Origin of the sequence: Streptomyces sp. NPDC059696, from assembly GCF_042733745.1 — a bacterium.
Lineage (GTDB): Bacteria > Actinomycetota > Actinomycetes > Streptomycetales > Streptomycetaceae > Streptomyces.
On record NZ_JBHWFG010000006.1, the window covers coordinates 179,760 to 198,007 of the forward strand.

The window sequence follows — 18,248 nt, forward strand, 5'->3', positions numbered from 1 at the left end:
TCGTTCCGGGGCCCGTCCCCCCCCCCCCCGCCCCGGCGGGGGGCGGTGTGCCCGGGCGCCCCTCCCTGAACCCCGCCCAGGGCGCCTTTCCGTTGCCGCCCCGGGTGAACCCCCGCCCGACGCCGTTGACCTGCCGCGCGGGCCGTGACGTGGCGCGTCGCGGCGCGGGCACGGCCTCTCGTCCACTGACACGGCCTCTCGTCCGCTGACACGGCCTCTCGGTCCGCTGACACGGCGGCAGGAACCGTAACCCCTCTGACTTCCCCGGCGGAGAAGATGCACACCCCGCCGTTCCCTCGCGCTGTGACGTGTGGCACCATGCTGGCCACCCCACCGGCACCGCCTCAGGAGACCCTCCTAGTGCAGTCTTCCGCCGTCCCGGAGCTCGCCCACACCCACGCCCGCCCCATCCACTGGCTCGCCACCGCGACGGCCGTCGCCGGTGTCGTGGCCTTCTCCTCGGTCCTCCAGCCCGGCGCGGCGACGGCGGCCCAGCCGGCCGCTCCCGAGACCAAGAGCGCCCCGGCGCACCTGACTCCGCCCGACCCGGCCGCGGTGGCGTTCCCGATCGAGTGCGGCCCGGTGAAGGCCGTGGTGAAGAAGAAGGCCTCCGGAGACCTGGACGGCGACGGCCGGCCCGAGACGGTGGCCGTGGTCCACTGCGACTCCCCGATGGGCACCCCGCCGGACGGCGTCTACGTCCTTACCCGCGACGCCGACAGGGCTGAGCCGCGCGTCGTGGCCACCCTGCTCGCCCCCGGGGACGGCACCACGGTCACCGACTTCGCCGTCTCCCACGGAGCCGTGCAGGCCACGCTCCTCGGCTACTCCTCGGCCGACGTGCCGCGTTGCTGTCCCGACGTGAAGAGCGACGCGAAATGGCGTTGGCGTGACGGCTCGTTCATCCGCTCGACGCCCGCCGGGGCGCGCAGCGCGTGAGGCGTGTGCGACGCCGCGTGTGAGATATCAGACAGCAGTGACGCACCGTAGAGATGCGGTCACTCCGCGTCCGGTCCGTAGACCTCGGTCCTGTCCGAAACCCGCCGTACGTGGATGCACTCGCCCGGACACTCCTTCGCGGAGTCGATCACGTCCGTGAGAAGCGGCAGCGGAACGGGCGTTGTCGCTCCCTTGTCCTGGAGCAACTCGTCATCGGCGCTCTTCACGTAGGCCAGGCCGTCGATGTCCAGCTCGAACACCTCGGGCGCGTACTGGGCGCAGATGCCGTCACCGGTACACAGGTCCTGGTCGATCCAGACCTCCAGCTCCTCGCCCGCTGCCCCGGCCACCTGCTGCACGCTCATCTCTCCTGCCGTTTCTCCGCCGGGCCGGGCCGGGAATCCGGCCAGCTCCGGCGGGTGTTGAACAGTTCGACCCTACCTTCGCCGGGGTTCCAATCATGTTCGCTGGGTATTCCCCTGGCGTGAGGGAGAGCGCAAGGGTGAAGATCGGACACACCCCGACCGTCTTTGTGATCTAGGGGTTTCAATCGACACCCGCCCAGGTAGGGTCTGGAAGCGTCCAGCTCCCCTTGGAGGAGGTGAGGACCGTGGCAGCCCACGACGACGACATGAACCGCGGCATCCGCCCGGGACGCGGGTCCGACGACCCGGCCGGGCAGATCGCCTACCTTGAGCAGGAGATCGCCGTCCTGCGACGTAAGCTCGCCGACTCTCCGCGACACACGAGGATTCTCGAAGAGCGGATCGTCGAGCTGCAGACCAATCTGGCCGGCGTGTCCGCGCAGAACGAGCGACTCGCCAACACGCTCCGTGAGGCCCGGGACCAGATCGTGGCCCTCAAGGAGGAAGTCGACCGGCTCGCACAGCCGCCGGCCGGCTTCGGGGTCTTCCTGACGGCGAACGAGGACGGCACCGCCGACATCTTCACCGGCGGCCGCAAGCTCAGGGTGAACGTCAGCCCCAGCGTCGAGCTCGACGAGCTCCGGCGCGGCCAGGAAGTAATGCTCAACGAAGCGCTCAACGTGGTCGAGGCCATGGAGTTCGAGCGCGTCGGTGACATCGTCACCCTCAAGGAGATCCTCGAGGACGGCGAGCGGGCCCTCGTGCTCGGTCACACCGACGAGGAGCGGGTGGTACGGCTCGCCGAGCCGCTGCTGGACGTGAACATCCGGCCCGGTGACGCCCTGCTGCTCGAACCCCGCTCGGGCTACGTCTACGAGATCGTCCCGAAGAGCGAGGTCGAGGAACTCGTCCTCGAAGAGGTCCCCGACATCGGCTACGAGCAGATCGGCGGTCTCGGCGGCCAGATCGAGGCCATCCGCGACGCGGTCGAGCTGCCGTACCTCTACCCGGACCTGTTCAAGGAGCACGAACTGCGGCCGCCCAAGGGTGTCCTGCTGTACGGGCCCCCCGGATGCGGCAAGACGCTCATCGCCAAGGCCGTGGCCAACTCGCTGGCCAAGAAGGTCGCCGAGGTGACCGGCCAGGCCGCCGGCAAGAGCTTCTTCCTCAACATCAAGGGCCCCGAGCTCCTGAACAAGTACGTCGGTGAGACGGAGCGGCAGATCCGCCTCGTCTTCCAGCGGGCCCGTGAGAAGGCCAGCGAGGGCACACCCGTCATCGTCTTCTTCGACGAGATGGAGTCCCTCTTCCGCACCCGTGGCTCCGGTGTCAGCTCGGACGTGGAGAACACCATCGTCCCGCAGCTGCTCGCCGAGATCGACGGTGTGGAGGGCCTGCAGAACGTGGTCGTGATCGGCGCCTCGAACCGCGAGGACATGATCGACCCCGCCATCCTGCGGCCCGGCCGGCTCGACGTGAAGATCAAGATCGAGCGTCCGGACGCCGAGGCGGCCAAGGACATCTTCGGCAAGTACCTCACCGAGCGCCTCCCGCTGCACAGCGACGACCTCGCCGAGCACAGCGGCTCCAAGGCCACCACCGTCCAGAGCATGATCCAGACGGCAGTGGAACAGATGTACGCCGAGTCCGAGGAGAACCGCTTCCTGGAGGTCACCTACGCCAACGGTGACAAGGAGGTCCTCTACTTCAAGGACTTCAACTCCGGCGCCATGATCGAGAACATCGTGGGCCGTGCCAAGAAGATGGCGATCAAGGACTTCCTCGAGAAGAACCAGAAGGGCCTCCGCGTCTCCCACCTCCTCCAGGCCTGCGTGGACGAGTTCAAGGAGAACGAGGACCTGCCGAACACCACCAACCCGGACGACTGGGCCCGGATCTCCGGAAAGAAGGGCGAGCGGATCGTGTACATCCGTACGCTCATCACCGGAAAGCAGGGTGCGGACACCGGTCGCTCCATCGACACGGTGGCGAATACCGGCCAGTACCTGTAAAAGGCAGGGCGGCTGCGGGTGCCCTCGGCGGGTACCCGCAGCCGACTGTTTTTCGGGCCACGGCTGGAGCAACGCAATGACGCAAATGATCTCCCCACCAGCGCAAAGGCGTTCTAGGCTCTTGCGTACCGCCACGTCGCGCAGTGCGGGGACGGGCACCGCACACGCAACCGAGCGCCAGCGGTATCTGAGTGGCGCCCACGACCGAGGGTGCCGCCGGGCAAGGAGGGCCGCATGACCGTACGGCGAGTAATGGGCATCGAGACGGAGTACGGGATCTCCGTCCCCGGCCACCCCAACGCCAATGCCATGCTCACCTCGTCCCAGATCGTGAACGCCTACGCGGCGGCGATGCACCGGGCCCGCCGGGCTCGCTGGGACTTCGAGGAGGAGAACCCGCTGCGGGACGCGCGAGGCTTCGACCTCGCCCGCGAGGCCGCCGACTCCAGCCAGCTCACCGACGAGGACATCGGCCTGGCCAACGTCATCCTCACCAACGGTGCACGGCTCTACGTCGACCACGCGCACCCCGAGTACAGCTCCCCCGAGGTGACCAACCCCCGGGACGCCGTCCTCTGGGACAAGGCCGGCGAGCGGATCATGGCGGAGGCCGCGGAACGGGCCGCGCAGCTGCCCGGTGCCCAGCCGATCCACCTGTACAAGAACAACACCGACAACAAGGGCGCGTCCTACGGCACGCACGAGAACTACCTGATGAAGAGGGAGACCCCCTTCTCGGACATCGTGCGCCACCTGACGCCGTTCTTCGTCTCCCGTCAGGTCTTCGCCGGAGCGGGCCGCGTCGGCATCGGCCAGGACGGGCACGAGCACGGCTTCCAGCTGAGCCAGCGAGCCGACTACTTCGAGGTCGAGGTCGGCCTGGAGACGACGCTCAAGCGCCCCATCATCAACACCCGCGACGAACCGCACGCGGACGCCGAGAAGTACCGGCGCCTGCACGTGATCATCGGCGACGCGAACCTGTCGGAGATCTCGACCTACCTCAAGCTGGGCACGACCTCGCTGGTGCTGTCGATGATCGAGGACGGTTTCATCGCCGTCGACCTGGCCGTCGACCAGCCCGTCCGCACCCTCCACCAGGTCTCGCACGACCCGTCCCTCAAGCGCGTCATCACGCTGCGCAGCGGCCGTACGCTCACGGCGGTCCAGCTGCAGATGGAGTACTACGAGCTGGCGCGCAAGTACGTGGAGGAGCGTTACGGCGCCGACGCGGACGAGCAGACCAAGGACGTCCTGTCGCGCTGGGAGGACACCCTCACCCGTCTGGAGCACGATCCGATGAGCCTGGCCGGGGAGCTGGACTGGGTCGCCAAGCGGGAGCTCATGGAGGGCTACCGGCGCCGGGACAGCCTCGACTGGGACGCGGCGCGCCTGCACCTGGTCGACCTCCAGTACGCGGACGTACGGCCCGAGAAGGGCCTGTACAACCGTCTGGTGGCCCGCGGGCGCATGAAGCGGCTGCTGACCGACGCGGACGTGGAGCGGGCCCGTACGACGCCACCGGAGGACACCCGGGCCTACTTCCGCGGTCGCTGCCTGGAGCAGTACGCGGACGACGTCGCCGCGGCCTCCTGGGACTCGGTGATCTTCGATCTGCCGGGCCGGGATTCGCTGCAGCGGGTCCCAACCCTGGAACCGCTTCGCGGAACGCGTAATCACGTCAAGGAGCTCCTGGACCGCTGCCGCACCGCGGAAGACCTGGTCAGGGTCCTGTCGGGCGGGTGAACGCTGGAAGCGGGTACTCGTCGGGAACCGGCCGGACAGGGTGGAAAATCCCTGGTCCGGGAATCATCGAGGTGGTCCCCGTACGTTGGAGCAACTGCGGGGCCATCGTCAGACCCGGCGAGTAGGGTCTGATCTTGACCGAGCAACTGTGTCGGGCGAACCGAGCGGGGTGAGGGATATGGCGACCAAGGACACCGGCGGCGGACAGCAGAAGGCCACCCGGTCCACCGAGGAGGTCGAGGAGCAGGCGCAGGACGCGCAGGGCTCCGAGGACCTCAAGGAGCGTCAGGAGAAGCTGAGCGACGACGTGGACTCGGTCCTGGACGAGATCGACGACGTACTCGAGGAGAACGCCGAGGACTTCGTACGGTCCTTCGTTCAAAAGGGTGGACAGTAAGGCGCCCCAGCCTTCATTCCGAAGGTGAACGGAGTGCGTGGGTGAGAACCGGCCGAAGCGCGGAGCGCTGCGCGCGGGGCACCGAAAGACCTGATGCCCTGATGTGCGGCGCTCCGGGCGTCGGTGGGCCCCCGTGGCCCGCCGGCCGCTCGCCGTGCACGGCCGGCAAGTGCGGCGTCGCTCCGGCGGAGTTGGTCCCGCCGGGCATGTGGATCACCGCCGAAGGACGGGTAGGGTCCGAGGCATACCGAGCCCCCGGTGGCAACCGGACCGGGGTCTGTTCCAAGGATCGGCCCGACGTCACAGGGCGGGCTGTCGCATACGTGGAAGGAATCGCGTGGAAGCCAACACTCGTAGCACCGGGCGTCTACCAGCTGCCTTCCTGACGCCAGGGTCTTCCTCCTTCATGGACTTCCTGTCCGAGCACCAGCCGGAGATCCTCCCCGGCAACCGGCAACTGCCCCCCACGCAGGGCGTGATCGAGGCACCGCACGGCACGACGATCGTCGCCGTGACGTTCTCCGGTGGTGTGGTCCTCGCCGGTGACCGGCGGGCCACCATGGGCAACGTCATCGCACAGCGGGACATCGAGAAGGTCTTCCCCGCCGACGAGTACTCGGCGGTGGGCATCGCCGGCACGGCGGGCCTGGCCGTGGAGATGGTGAAGCTGTTCCAGCTCGAACTGGAGCACTTCGAGAAGGTCGAGGGCGCGCAGCTGTCCCTGGAGGGCAAGGCGAACCGGCTGTCGACGATGATCCGCTCCAACCTCGGCATGGCCATGCAGGGCCTGGCCGTGGTGCCGCTGTTCGCCGGGTACGACGTGGACCGCGGCAAGGGCCGCATCTTCTCCTACGACGTCACCGGCGGCCGCTCCGAGGAGCACAACTACGCCGCCACCGGTTCCGGGTCGATCTTCGCGCGCGGCGCGATGAAGAAGCTCTTCCGGGACGACCTCAGCGAGGCCGAGGCCACGACGCTCGTGGTGCAGGCGCTCTACGACGCGGCTGACGACGACTCGGCGACCGGTGGTCCCGATGTCGCCCGCCGGATCTATCCCATCGTCACCGTGATCACCGACGACGGCTTCCGCCGGCTCACCGAGAACGAGGCGTCCGAGATCGCGCGCTCGGTTCTGGAGCGGCGGCTGGAGCAGCCCGACGGGCCGCGGGCCGCGCTGCTGTAGCGGCGATCGTCTTCGTGAGGGTGGTCCAGTGAACCGACGCAATCTTCAAGAGAGGGACGGATAACCGGTGTCGACGCCGTTCTATGTCTCCCCCCAGCAGGCGATGGCCGACCGGGCGGAGTACGCCCGCAAGGGCATCGCCCGTGGCCGCAGCCTGGTCGTGCTGCAGTTCGCCGACGGCATCGTGTTCGTCGGCGAGAACCCGTCCCGTGCCCTGCACAAGTTCAGCGAGATCTACGACCGGATCGGCTTCGCGGCCGCCGGCAAGTACAACGAGTACGAGAACCTCCGCATCGGCGGTGTGCGCTACGCCGATCTGCGGGGTTACACCTACGACCGGGACGACGTGACGGCCCGGGGCCTGGCGAACGTGTACGCGCAGACGCTGGGCACGATCTTCTCCAGCGCCGCCGAGAAGCCGTACGAGGTGGAGCTGGTCGTCGCCGAGGTCGGGGAGACCCCCGAGGGCGACCAGATCTACCGGCTGCCGCACGACGGTTCCATCGTCGACGAACACGGCTCGGTCGCGGTGGGCGGCAACGCCGAGCAGATCAGCAGCTATCTGGACCAGCGCCACCAGGAGGGCATGACCCTCGCGGAGGCGCTGAAGCTGGCGGTGCAGGCGCTGTCCCGCGACACCAACGGCAGCGAGCGGGAGATCCCCGCGGAGCGGCTGGAGGTCGCCGTACTGGACCGCACCCGGCCGCAGAAGCGCAAGTTCAAGCGGATCAGCGGGCCTCAGCTGTCCCGTCTGCTCGCCGCGGGCGCCACCGGCGGTGAAGCGGAGGAAGCGTCGGAGGACACCGAGTAGTTCTGACGTGGTGCGGCGCGCCCTGGCCGGCGCTGGTCCGGCCGGGGCGCGTCCGCGTGTGCGGGGGTGCGGATGCCTGCGCCTGACGCCCGACGATGCCCGGCACAGCTGACGACGCCCGGCACAGCTAGCGAGGCGGTGCCGTGGAGCCTCGTACCACCAGCTGGACCGGGATGTCCCCGCTCTCGGGCTCGCGGCTGTCCAGGACCGCCAGGAGCGCCCGCATGCCCCGCTCCCCGAACAGCTCCGCGTTCAGGTGGACCGTCGTCAGCTCCGGGTCCATCGCCGTGGCCAGGGCCAGGTCGTCGACGCCCGTGACCGACAGGTCGTCCGGGATGCGCAGCCCCAGGCGGCGGGCCGCCTTGTACGTGCCGGCGGCGAGCTGGTCGTCGTCGCAGATCACGGCGGTGGGGCGGTCGCCGGGGGCGGAGAGGGCGGTCTGAGCGGCCCGTACCGCTCCCTCGATGGAGATCGGTGAGCGGGCGGTGCGCACCGTCGTGCCCGGCACCTCGTCCAGCCGTGCCGCCAGTTCCCGGGCGCGGACCTCGAAGGTCCAGGACGGGACGTCCGCCGCCAGGTGCAGGAAGTGCCGGTGCCCCAGGGCCAGCAGGTGCCCGGCGGCCTGCCGGATGCCGTCGGCGATGTCCAGGTTCACCGTCGCCGCACCCAGGCTCCCGGCCGGGTCGCTGTCCAGCATCACCAGCGGGAGCGCCTCGCCGCGGATCGCGGTCAGGGCGTCCGCGGCCATGGAGGAGGCGATCACGCCGTCCAGCGCGGACTGCGCGGAGGCGAAGGGGTCACGGGCCGGACCGATGCCCTCGGGGGAGGGGTAGAGCACCACGCCGAAGCCGTGCTCGGCGGCGACCCGGGCGGCACCCGTGTAGACGCCGGCGAAGAACTCCGTGGTCAGGGCCGGGACGACCAGGAGGACCGTGCGCGTGCGGCCCAGGCGCAGGTTGCGGGCGGCCAGGTTCGGGCGGTAGCCCAGGTCGCGGGCGGCCTCCCGGACGCGCTCCGCCGTGGCCTCGGAGACCCGGCCGCGCCACTTGTCGCCGAGGACCAGCGACACGGCCGCCTGGGAGACGCCGGCGGCCTGGGCGACGTCCCGGCTCGTGGGTCGGGTGCTGCCTCGTGCCACCGTGGGCCCGCTCCTTCGTCTGGACTCGTGAACAGCGGACATGGTACGTATGGGATCCGACGTTATACGTAAAACCTAGGGCGGGGACATGGCCACGGGATACCTGGAGATCCTCCGGGCGCGACACGCCGCCCGGCTGCTCGTCGGCACGCTCGTGGGCCGGCTGCCGTGCGCCACGGCCCCCATCGCGATCGTGCTGTTCGTCCGGGCCGAGGGCGGCACGTACAGCCTGGCCGGTGCCCTGGCGGCCGTGTACGGCGTCGCCAACGCCGTCGGGCAGCCCGTGCTGGGCAGGATCGTGGACCTGTGCGGGCAGCCGCGCGTGCAACTGCCCGCGGCCGTCCTGTCCGCGATCGCGATGGCCGTCTTCGCCTTCGCCGGGATCGGGACACTGCCGCTCGCCTACGCCGCCGTGGCCGGCGCCGGGCTCTTCACACCGCCCCTGGAGGGCGGGCTGCGGGCGCTGTGGCCCTCCGTACTGCGCCGGGAGGACCAGGTGCACACGGCCTACGCCATGGACGCCGTGGCGCAGGAGGTCATGTTCACCGTCGGGCCGCTCCTCGTGACGCTCTGCGTGTCCCTGTGGTCCGCCCAGGCCGCGCTGCTCCTGCTGAACGTCGTCGGGGTGCTGGGCGCGCTGTCCGTCGTGGTGTCGGAGCCCTCCAGGGCCTGGCGGTCGGCGCCGCGCGAGGCGCACTGGCTGGGCGCGCTGCGTTCGCCGGGGCTGCTGGCACTGCTGACGGCGTTCCTCTTCATCGGGATGGCGCTCGGGTCCATCACCGTCGCCTCCGTGCCCTACGCGGACGCGCACGGCGGCGACGCCGTGTACGGATGGCTGATGGCGGCCCTGGGCTTCGGCGCGCTGGTGGGCGGCACCGTGTACGGCGCGCGGCAGTGGGCCGGTGAGCCCGCGCGGCGACTGCGGGTGCTGGTCGCGCTTCTGGTGGTGTGTTACCTGCCGCTGACGCTGATGCCGGACGCGGTTCCCATGGTGGCGCTGACCGCGCTCGCCGGGGTCTTCCTGGCGCCCGCCATCGCCTGTGCGTTCGTCCTGGTGGACCGGCACACCCCGCGCGGCACCGTCACCGAGGCGTTCTCCTGGCTGGTGACGACGTTCACCGTCGGCCACTCGGTCGGAACGGGCGTGGCAGGGCCCGTCGTCGAGCAGGGCGGGGCCCTGTGGGGCTTCGCCGTACCGGGCGTGGCGGGCGGCGTGTCCTTGCTGGTTTTGCTCGCCACAGGACGGGTAGTCGCAGCTCCCGGCCAGGGAGCGGTGGTTGCGGCCGGTTCGGAAAATGATCCAAACCGTGCCGTCGAACCCCGTTTCAGTTCAGGGGATCGGGCGTAATGTTCCCTCATGGACCGCCGCATTTTCGGGCTGGAGAACGAGTACGGCGTCACGTGCACGTTCAGGGGACAGCGCCGCCTGTCTCCTGACGAGGTGGCGCGGTACCTCTTCCGCCGTGTCGTGTCATGGGGCCGCAGCAGCAACGTCTTTCTGCGAAACGGCGCCCGCCTCTATCTCGACGTGGGATCGCATCCGGAATACGCGACACCGGAATGCGACAACGTGACCGAACTGGTCACCCACGACAAAGCGGGCGAGCGCATTCTCGAAGGACTCCTGGTGGACGCCGAACGACGCCTGCACGAGGAGGGAATCGCGGGCGACGTCTACCTCTTCAAGAACAACACCGACTCGGCGGGCAACTCCTACGGCTGCCACGAGAACTATCTGGTCGCCCGGCACGGGGAGTTCTCCCGACTCGCGGACATTCTCATTCCGTTCCTGGTCACCCGGCAGTTGCTGTGCGGTGCGGGCAAGGTGCTGCAGACACCGCGCGGCGCCGTGTACTGCGTCAGCCAGCGCGCCGAGCACATCTGGGAGGGCGTCTCCTCGGCGACGACCCGCTCCCGGCCCATCATCAACACGCGTGACGAGCCGCACGCCGACGCCGAGCGCTACCGCCGCCTGCACGTCATCGTGGGCGACTCCAACATGTCCGAGACGACCATGCTGCTCAAGGTCGGTGCCACCGACCTGGTGCTGCGCATGATCGAGGCGGGCACGGTGATGCGGGACCTCACCCTGGAGAACCCGATCCGGGCGATCCGCGAGGTCAGCCACGACATCACCGGCCGCCGCAAGGTGCGCCTGGCCAGCGGGCGCGAGGCCTCGGCCCTGGAGGTGCAGCGCGAGTACTACGAGAAGGCGCTGGACTTCTGCGAGCGCCGGGGCATCCGCACCGGCACCGTCGAGCAGGTCCTGGAGCTGTGGGGCCGCGCGCTGGACGCGATCGAGTCCGAGGACCTCGACCGCATCGGCACCGAGATCGACTGGGTCATGAAGTACAAGCTCATCGAGCGGTACCGCGCCAAGCACAACATGACCATGTCGCACCCGAGGGTCGCGCAGATAGACCTCGCCTACCACGACATCCACCGCCGCCGTGGCCTGTACTACCTGCTCGAGAAGAAGGGCCAGGCGGCCCGCATCTGCAACGACCTGAAGATCTTCGAGGGCAAGTCCGTGCCGCCGCAGACGACGCGCGCCCGGCTGCGCGGCGACTTCATCCGGCGGGCCCAGGAACAGCGCCGTGACTTCACGGTCGACTGGGTTCACCTCAAGCTCAACGACCAGGCCCAGCGGACCGTGCTGTGCAAGGACCCGTTCCGTTCCGTGGACGACCGGGTGGAAAAGCTGATCGCCGGAATGTGAGGCGTGCGGCTCGTCCGCCGACCCGATCGGCAAACCGATGCCCGGAGGTTTTCGTGCCTTCGGGCATCGGTGTTTTTCCGCCTGATTCCGCCCCTGTGCCGGCACAAGCGGGGGCCGGTGCGCCGCGCGGTGTGGGGAGTGTGGTGCGGGTACGCCGTAGAGTGGCTGGCATTGCCCCCACCCCCGATCCCAGTTGGACTGATGAACTACAACACGAAACGACTCGTGGCCGCGCTGCTGGCCGTTCCCGCCCTGTTGTTCACCGCCGCGTGCGGATCGGACGACGGGAACAACGGCGACGCGGCGGGAGGCGTCGCCGAGGTCAAGGGGAAGGTCGGGGCCAAGCCCGAGATCTCCGTGCCGAAGGACGGCAAGCCGTCCGACAAGACCGTGGTCAAGACGGTCTCGGCGGGCAGCGGAACCCCGATCAAGGGATCGGACTTCGTCCGTCTGGACTGGACCGTCGAGAAGTGGGGCGGGGACCAGGAGCTCGGCGGCACCTGGGCCGCGGCGCCGGCGGGTGACAAGGCGCCCCGGCGGCAGTCCATCGAGCAGATCGGCAAGCCGAGCCAGCAGCTCCCCGCGAAGGTCCTCGACGCGGTGAAGGGCAAGAAGCCCGGCAGCCGTGTCCTGGTGCAGGGCACTGCGGGCGACCTGATCGGCCAGAGCCTGAACACCTCCTCCGGGATCTCCGCCAAGGACGTGCTGATCTGGGTCGTCGACCCGGTCGGTGCCGCGAGCGTCGACACCAAGGCCGAGGCCAAGGGCGAGCAGGCCCCCTCCGAGCCGGGCATGCCCGAGGTGAAGTCCCCTTCGAAGAAGGCCGCGGAGATCACCGTTCCCAAGGGTGAGAAGGCTCCCAAGGACCTCAAGGAGCAGGTCCTGATCAAGGGCGACGGCAAGAAGGTCGAAGCCGGTCAGGGACTCATCGCCCAGTACACCGGGGTCAAGTGGGAGGACGGCAAGAAGTTCGACTCCTCCTGGGACCACGGCGGCGCCACCGCCTTCCAGATCGGCAACGGCTCCGTGGTGGCAGGCTGGGACAAGGGCCTCGTCGGCAAGCACGTGGGCGACCGGGTGCTGCTGGTGATCCCGCCCTCGCTCGGCTACGGCGCGAGCCCGCAGAGCGAGCTGGCCAAGAACACGCTGGTCTTCACGGTGGACATCCTCGGCACGGTCTGACCGGTCCGGTCTGTGAGACTGTTCCCGACGAAGGTCACGTAACAAGGAGAGATGAAGTGAGCATCGACAAGCCCGAGATCGACTTCCCGGGCGGCGAGCCCCCGGCGGACCTCGAGATCAAGGACATCTGGGAGGGCGACGGCCCGGTCGCCGAGGCCGGCCAGACCGTCACCGTGCACTACGTGGGTGTCTCCTTCAGCACGGGCGAGGAGTTCGACGCCAGCTGGAACCGCGGCACCCCGTTCCGCTTCCCGCTGGGCGGCGGCCGGGTCATCAAGGGCTGGGACCAGGGCGTGCAGGGCATGAAGGTCGGCGGCCGCCGCCAGCTGACCATCCCCGCCCACCTCGCCTACGGCAACCAGAGCCCGTCTCCTCTGATCAAGCCCGGCGAGACGCTGATCTTCGTGGTCGACCTGCTCGGAGTCTGAACAAGCTCCGGACAGACTCGATCATGTGGGGCCCATGCCTGTTCGGGCATGGGCCCTCGGCTTTTGCCGTGCCACCGTGTGGCGGTACGGTCATCGCTCGTAAGCACCATAGGGAGGCGAAGCGCGTCGATGGCCATTGCCAAGGCAGAGCGGCTGATGAACCTGGCGCTGTGTCTGCTCGGGACGCGGCGGCCCCTCAGCAAGCGTGAGCTGCGCGACTCCATCGAGGCCTACGTCGAGGCCTTCGGGCCGGGCAACGGCGCGACCGGCTCCGATGACTCCTTCAACCGCATGTTCGAGCGCGACAAGGACGACCTGCGGGAACTCGGCCTGGTCATCGAGACCGTCGAGAGCCTCGACGGCGAGATCGGCTACCTGGCCCGCCGCGACAGCAACCGCCTCCCGCCCATCACCCTGGACGCCGAGGAGGCCGCCGCCCTCGGGCTGGCCGCGAAGGTGTGGCAGCAGGCCCGGCTCGCCGGAGCGGCCAGCGGCGCCCTGCAGAAGCTGCGCGCGGCCGGCCTGCCCGAGGACGTCGACCCCTACGGGTCGCACGGCGCGCTGGAGCCGCGCATCCCCGTGCACGAGGCCGCGTTCGAGCCGCTGATGCTCGCCTGCCGGGACCGCAGGCCGGTCGTCTTCGAGTACCGCAAGGCCACCGCCGCCCACCCCGAGCAGCGGCACGTGGAGCCCTGGGCGCTGGAGTGCTGGCGGGGCCACTGGTACCTGGCGGGCTGGGACCGCGACCGCGGCGCCGAGCGGGTCTTCCGGCTGTCCCGGATCACCGGCAAGGTCCGCTCGCGCGGCGGCCGCTACACCGCCGAGGTGCCCGACGTCGTCACCGTCCGGGAGACCGTCGCGGGCTGGGCCGGGGAGATCGCCGACCGCTCGGCGCGCATCCGGCTGCGCGCGGGCGCGGGGTACCCCCTGCGGGCGAAGGCCACCTCCGTCCGGGAACTCGGCGACGGCTGGGACGAGTTGGAGATTCCGTACGGCCACGGGCTGGACGCCTGGCTGGTGGAGTTCGGGCCGGACGTGGTCGTCCTGGAGCCCGCCGAGCTGCGAGCCGACGTGGTGGACCGGCTGCGCGCCGTGGCCAAGGGCTGAGGGGGAGCGGAAAGACAGTGGCAGGCAAACCGGTCAGGCCCGTGAACGCCATCGACCAGACCCGGCGGATGCTCTCGCTGGTGACCTATCTGCGGGAGCGCCCCGGAGCCCGGGTCGAGGACGTCGCGCGTGCCTTCGGCATCAGCGAGGACGAGCTGGTCTCCGACCTGGACGTGCTGCCCATGTGCGGCACCAGCTTCCGTGGCGGCGACCTGCTCGACATCGACACCGACGGCGAGCGCATCTGGTGGCACAATCCGGCCGCTCTCGCCGCGGAGGCCGCCGAGCCGCTCCGGCTCGCCGCCGACGAGGCCACCGCCCTGCTCGTCGCCGCCCGCGCGGTGTCCACCCTGCCCGGGCTGCGCGAGAGCGACCGGCAGGCGCTGCTGCGCGCGACGGCGAAGGTGGAGACCGCGGCCGGTGAGGCGGCGGGTGCCAGCTCGCGCCTGTCGGTGACCTTCGAGTCCGAGGGCGGTGTCTTCGCCGACGTCGACCGGGCGATCGCCGAGCGCCGCCGGCTGTGGATCCGCTACTACTCGCCCGCGCGCGACGAGGTCACCGAGCGGGAGATCGACCCCATCCGCCTGGTCAGCGTCGGGCACACCTATGTCGAGGCCTGGTGCCGTCGCTCCGAGGCGCGCCGCACCTTCCGGCTCGACCGGGTCGCCGAGATCAAGATCCTCGACGAGCCGTCGGCGCCGCCCGAGATCGAGTTGCGGGACCTCTCCGAGGCCCTGGTGCAGCCCGCGGCCGAGGATCCCGAGGTCGTGATCGAGGTCGGGCCCGGCGGCCGCTGGGTCGCCGAGTACTACCCGCACGACAGTGCGGATGAGCTTCCGGACGGCGGGCTGCGTATCACTCTGCGGACCCCCGACCCGGCGTCGCTGCGGCGGCTGGCCCTGCGGCTCGGGCGGGACGGCCGCATCGTCTCCCCGCCGGAGCTCGCCGGCAGTGCCCGGCAGGCCGCCCGGGAGGCGCTGGCGGCGTACGACGGGATCGAGGCGGCGCACCCGGATCGCGTCGCCCGGGACGCGGACGGGCCGCAGGCGGTGCGGACGGCTCCGGACGGGCCGGGCGACGGGCCCGGGTGAGCCAGGCGTCACCGGGGGCCGCGGCCGGAGCCGCGACACCGGTCGTGCACCCCGGAGGTGTACGACCCAGGAAGAGGAGCGAGGGCTTGAGCGAGTCGTTGACGTCCGGTGGTGTCCGGGGCATGACGGTGGAGTCCGCGTTCGCCGGGATGAGAAGCGTGACCCCGGTCGTGTTCCGGGCGGGCTGCCCGGACTGCCGGGAGGCCTTCGAGCTGGCCGCGGGCGCGCTGCGTCTGGCCATCGGCGCCACGAGCCGCACCACCTTCTACTCGTTCACCTGCCCGGAGTGCGGCGCCTCCGTCCGCAAGCCCGCGGGGGAGCGGATCGTGGAGCTGCTCACCGGCGGCGGGGTGCGGACCCTGCGGCTGCACTCCACCGTCCAGGGGGCCGGGCGTCCCGTGGGTCGGGAATCCCGCCCGCGCGGGAAGGTCTAGGCTCGGCGTCATGTTCTGGCCGATGTTCGCGGTAGCTGTGGGTTTCGTGGGTCTCGTCGTGCTCGGGGTGCTCGCGGTGCGGGTCTTCGTGGAGGCACAGCGCCTGGGCAGGCAGGTCACGGACGCGGCGCACCGCATCAACCGGGCCGCCGAGGACCTGGAGCGGTCGGCGCAGAGCGCGGCCCGTTCCGTCGACGCTCTGTGAGGTCTCCGGCGGGCGGCCGGGAGTTGCGTTTCGGGACACTTCGCCCTGTCACCCCGGCGGCCCGTGCAGGTACGCTGCTGGTCGCGGCCCGGTTAACGAGGCACTGGTCGCGGACGGGAGTGCGCCCAAGGGATGCAGAGGGATTGCCTCACGTTCACCCCCGAGCGTTACGATCGCTGCCAGCACGACTGTTCGGACACGTGTCCGACCGGTCGTACAGCACCCCCACCACAGCCGCCTCGGTGAGAAGGTAAAGACTTATGTTCGGAAGGCTCGGAGCCCCCGAGATCATTCTCATCCTCGTCGTCATCATCCTGCTGTTCGGCGCGAAGAAGCTTCCGGACATGGCTCGGTCGCTCGGCAAGTCGGCCCGGATCCTCAAGAGCGAGGCCAAGGCGATGAAGGACGAGAACAAGTCGTCCACGACGCCCGCCGGCCCGCCCCACAACGACGAGCCCTCGCAGCGCACCATCCAGGCAGCGCCCGGCGACGTGACCAGCTCGCGCCCGGTCAACGAGCCCACGGACACGACCAAGCGCTGACGCAGGGCCGGTGACCTCCGGCCCGCCGCACGAGATGGGAACGTGGGTTGCTGAAGTCTGCCCGCAAGCAGGAGAGGGATCCCGAGGGGCGCATGCCCCTCGCGGAGCACCTTCGCGAGCTCCGCAACCGGCTCGCCAAGGCGATACTGGCGATCGTCCTCGTCACGGTCGTCGCCGCCTTCTTCTACAACGACATCATCAACTTGATCACCAAGCCGATCCTCGACTCGGTCGGCTGTGACAAGACCTTCGAGGAACTGGCCAGGTCGCAGGCGGGCACCAAGCCCTGTGCGCAGATCACCATCAACGGCCTGCTCACCCCCTTCACGCTCGCGCTGAAGGTGTCCCTCATGGCCGGTGTCGTCCTCGCCTCGCCGATCTGGCTCTACCAGCTGTGGGCCTTCGTCGCGCCGGGCCTGCACCGGCACGAGAAGAAGTACGCCTACGCCTTCGTCGGCACCGGCGCCCCGCTGTTCGTCGTCGGCGCCTACTTCGCGTACACGGTCCTGCCCACCACGGCGAAGGTGCTCCTGGAGTTCACCCCGGGCGGTACGTCCAACCTCCTGCCGCTGGACGACCTGCTCGACCTGGTCATGCGGATGGTGCTGGTCTTCGGTCTCTCCTTCGAGCTGCCCCTGCTGCTGGTCATGCTCAACCTCACCGGGGTGCTCACCGGCAAGCGCATGCTCGGCTGGTGGCGCGGCATGATCATGGGCATCACGGTCTTCGCGGCCATCGCCACGCCCAGCACCGATCCGCTGACCATGCTGGCCCTCGCGGCGCCGATCTGGATCCTGTACTTCGCGGCCGTCGCCTTCTCCCTGCTCAACGACCGCCGCACGTCCCGGCGCGAGGCCCTCGGGCCCGCCGACGACGAGGCCTCCGAGCTGGACCTCACCCCCGAGGACATCGGCGCGATCGAGCCCGTGACGACCAGCCGCGCGGCGCTGCCCGAGCAGGCGAGCGCGGAGCGCACGGACCGGGTCAACGGTTATGACGACGTGACCTGAAGATCGGCGGACAGCTCATAGGGTCGGTCCCGTGACCAGCGAGATCACCCTCTTCGTCAACCCCACCGCGGGCCGCGGCCGGGGCGCCCGCGCGGCGCAGCCGGCCGCTTCGGCGTTGCGGGCGGCCGGCTACTCGGTACGGACCGTCCTCGGCGAGGACGCCGCCGACGCCCTGGTCCGCGCGCGTGCGGCCGTGGCGTCCGGCACCGGCGCCCTGATCGCCGTGGGCGGCGACGGGATGGCGGGCCTCGCCCTGGAGGCGGTCGCGGGCACCCGCACCCCGCTCGGCCTGGTCGCGGTCGGCACCGGCAACGACTTCGCCCGGGCCCTCGGCCTGCCCGTGCGCGAGCCCGCCGCCGCGGGCCGCATGATCGCCGACGCCCTCAAGTGCGGCCGGATCCGCGACATCGACCTGGGGCGGGCCGGCGACCGCTGGTTCGGCACGGTCCTCGCCTCCGGCTTCGACTCCCGCGTCAACGACCGCGGCAACCGCATGCGATGGCCCACCGGCCGGCTGAAGTACGACCTGGCGATGATCGCCGAACTCGCCGCGTTCCGGCCCGTCCCGTACCGGATCAGGCTCGACGACGGCGAGGTCCGCGAAGTCGAGGCGACCCTGGTCGCCGTCGGCAACGGCTCCTCGTACGGCGGTGGCATGCGGATCTGCCCCGGCGCCGACCTGACCGACGGGCTGTTCGACGTGACGGTGGTCGGTGACTGCAGCCGGGCGACGCTGCTGCGGGTGTTCCCCCGGGTGTACCGGGGGACGCACGTGGACCATCCGCAGGTGACCGTGGTGCGGGCAGCGCGGGTCGAGCTCGCCGCCGAGGGGGTCACCGGCTACGCCGACGGGGAGCCGCTCGGCCCGCTGCCGCTGGTCGCGCGCTGCGTGCGCGGGGGCGTGCGGGTCGTCGGCCCCTGAGCTGCGCGGATCCGGGG

19 protein-coding genes are annotated in these 18,248 nt (G+C 70.3%); 17 read left to right on the forward strand and 2 right to left on the reverse strand.

All coding sequences use genetic code 11. The annotated features are described in order from the left end of the window. The first annotated feature begins 360 nt into the window (after nucleotides 1–360). Nucleotides 361–939 (forward strand): hypothetical protein, encoded by a 579-nt coding sequence (locus ACFV20_RS08865; RefSeq protein WP_385654075.1) that lies wholly within the window; start codon nucleotides 361–363, stop codon nucleotides 937–939. Between the two features lie 59 nt (nucleotides 940–998). Here the strand turns inward: ACFV20_RS08865 and ACFV20_RS08870 are convergent, their stop codons facing one another. Continuing rightward, a complete protein-coding gene (locus ACFV20_RS08870) occupies nucleotides 999–1,304 on the reverse strand; it encodes a ferredoxin (protein ID WP_385654076.1) in 306 nt (101 codons plus the stop codon). Nucleotides 1,305–1,549: 245 nt separating this feature from the next. On the opposite strand from ACFV20_RS08870, the gene arc reads away from it, so the two are divergent. From arc to prcA, 5 genes are all read left to right on the forward strand, one after another. Further along, the gene (gene arc / locus ACFV20_RS08875) at nucleotides 1,550–3,316 is read left to right on the forward strand and encodes a proteasome ATPase (protein ID WP_234848457.1); all 1,767 of its coding nucleotides are present in this window, start codon (nucleotides 1,550–1,552) and stop codon (nucleotides 3,314–3,316) included. A gap of 234 nt (nucleotides 3,317–3,550) precedes the next feature. Then, on the forward strand, nucleotides 3,551–5,062 hold the full coding sequence (gene dop, locus ACFV20_RS08880) for a depupylase/deamidase Dop (protein ID WP_344368674.1): 1,512 nt from the start codon (nucleotides 3,551–3,553) through the stop codon (nucleotides 5,060–5,062). A gap of 178 nt (nucleotides 5,063–5,240) precedes the next feature. After that, nucleotides 5,241–5,459, forward strand: a complete 219-nt coding sequence (locus tag ACFV20_RS08885) for a ubiquitin-like protein Pup (protein WP_031108679.1) — start codon at nucleotides 5,241–5,243, stop codon at nucleotides 5,457–5,459. Nucleotides 5,460–5,796: 337 nt separating this feature from the next. Beyond that, entirely contained in the window at nucleotides 5,797–6,642 is an 846-nt protein-coding gene (gene prcB / locus ACFV20_RS08890) for a proteasome subunit beta (protein ID WP_385654082.1), read from the forward strand. 67 nt (nucleotides 6,643–6,709) lie between these two features. Beyond that, nucleotides 6,710–7,453 (forward strand): proteasome subunit alpha, encoded by a 744-nt coding sequence (prcA, locus tag ACFV20_RS08895; protein ID WP_385654085.1) that lies wholly within the window; start codon nucleotides 6,710–6,712, stop codon nucleotides 7,451–7,453. A gap of 127 nt (nucleotides 7,454–7,580) precedes the next feature. Here prcA and ACFV20_RS08900 read toward each other — a convergent pair whose 3' ends face one another. Continuing rightward, nucleotides 7,581–8,633, reverse strand: coding sequence for a LacI family DNA-binding transcriptional regulator (locus tag ACFV20_RS08900; protein ID WP_385654088.1), 1,053 nt, complete (start codon nucleotides 8,631–8,633; stop codon nucleotides 7,581–7,583). A gap of 46 nt (nucleotides 8,634–8,679) precedes the next feature. On the opposite strand from ACFV20_RS08900, the gene ACFV20_RS08905 reads away from it, so the two are divergent. From ACFV20_RS08905 to ACFV20_RS08955, 11 genes are all read left to right on the forward strand, one after another. Further along, entirely contained in the window at nucleotides 8,680–9,939 is a 1,260-nt protein-coding gene (locus tag ACFV20_RS08905; protein WP_385654090.1) for an MFS transporter, read from the forward strand. A gap of 9 nt (nucleotides 9,940–9,948) precedes the next feature. After that, a complete protein-coding gene (gene pafA / locus ACFV20_RS08910; protein ID WP_234848462.1) occupies nucleotides 9,949–11,310 on the forward strand; it encodes a Pup--protein ligase in 1,362 nt (453 codons plus the stop codon). Nucleotides 11,311–11,511: 201 nt separating this feature from the next. Next, entirely contained in the window at nucleotides 11,512–12,492 is a 981-nt protein-coding gene (locus tag ACFV20_RS08915) for an FKBP-type peptidyl-prolyl cis-trans isomerase (protein ID WP_385654094.1), read from the forward strand. Between the two features lie 56 nt (nucleotides 12,493–12,548). After that, nucleotides 12,549–12,920 carry an FKBP-type peptidyl-prolyl cis-trans isomerase gene (locus tag ACFV20_RS08920; RefSeq protein WP_234848464.1) on the forward strand — a complete coding sequence of 124 codons (372 nt, stop codon included), beginning with the start codon at nucleotides 12,549–12,551 and terminating at the stop codon, nucleotides 12,918–12,920. Between the two features lie 129 nt (nucleotides 12,921–13,049). Next, entirely contained in the window at nucleotides 13,050–14,027 is a 978-nt protein-coding gene (locus ACFV20_RS08925; protein WP_385654097.1) for a helix-turn-helix transcriptional regulator, read from the forward strand. Nucleotides 14,028–14,044: 17 nt separating this feature from the next. Beyond that, nucleotides 14,045–15,118 (forward strand): helix-turn-helix transcriptional regulator, encoded by a 1,074-nt coding sequence (locus tag ACFV20_RS08930; protein WP_385654100.1) that lies wholly within the window; start codon nucleotides 14,045–14,047, stop codon nucleotides 15,116–15,118. 86 nt (nucleotides 15,119–15,204) lie between these two features. Then, nucleotides 15,205–15,552, forward strand: a complete 348-nt coding sequence (locus ACFV20_RS08935; RefSeq protein WP_385654102.1) for a hypothetical protein — start codon at nucleotides 15,205–15,207, stop codon at nucleotides 15,550–15,552. A 10-nt stretch (nucleotides 15,553–15,562) separates the two neighbouring features. Beyond that, entirely contained in the window at nucleotides 15,563–15,757 is a 195-nt protein-coding gene (locus ACFV20_RS08940) for a hypothetical protein (RefSeq protein ID WP_385654105.1), read from the forward strand. Nucleotides 15,758–16,017: 260 nt separating this feature from the next. Beyond that, nucleotides 16,018–16,299, forward strand: coding sequence for a Sec-independent protein translocase subunit TatA (tatA, locus tag ACFV20_RS08945; protein ID WP_385654107.1), 282 nt, complete (start codon nucleotides 16,018–16,020; stop codon nucleotides 16,297–16,299). A gap of 47 nt (nucleotides 16,300–16,346) precedes the next feature. Then, nucleotides 16,347–17,309 carry a twin-arginine translocase subunit TatC gene (gene tatC / locus ACFV20_RS08950; RefSeq protein ID WP_385654109.1) on the forward strand — a complete coding sequence of 321 codons (963 nt, stop codon included), beginning with the start codon at nucleotides 16,347–16,349 and terminating at the stop codon, nucleotides 17,307–17,309. Between the two features lie 31 nt (nucleotides 17,310–17,340). Then, a complete protein-coding gene (locus ACFV20_RS08955) occupies nucleotides 17,341–18,231 on the forward strand; it encodes a diacylglycerol kinase (RefSeq protein ID WP_385654112.1) in 891 nt (296 codons plus the stop codon). Nucleotides 18,232–18,248: the final 17 nt, after the last annotated feature.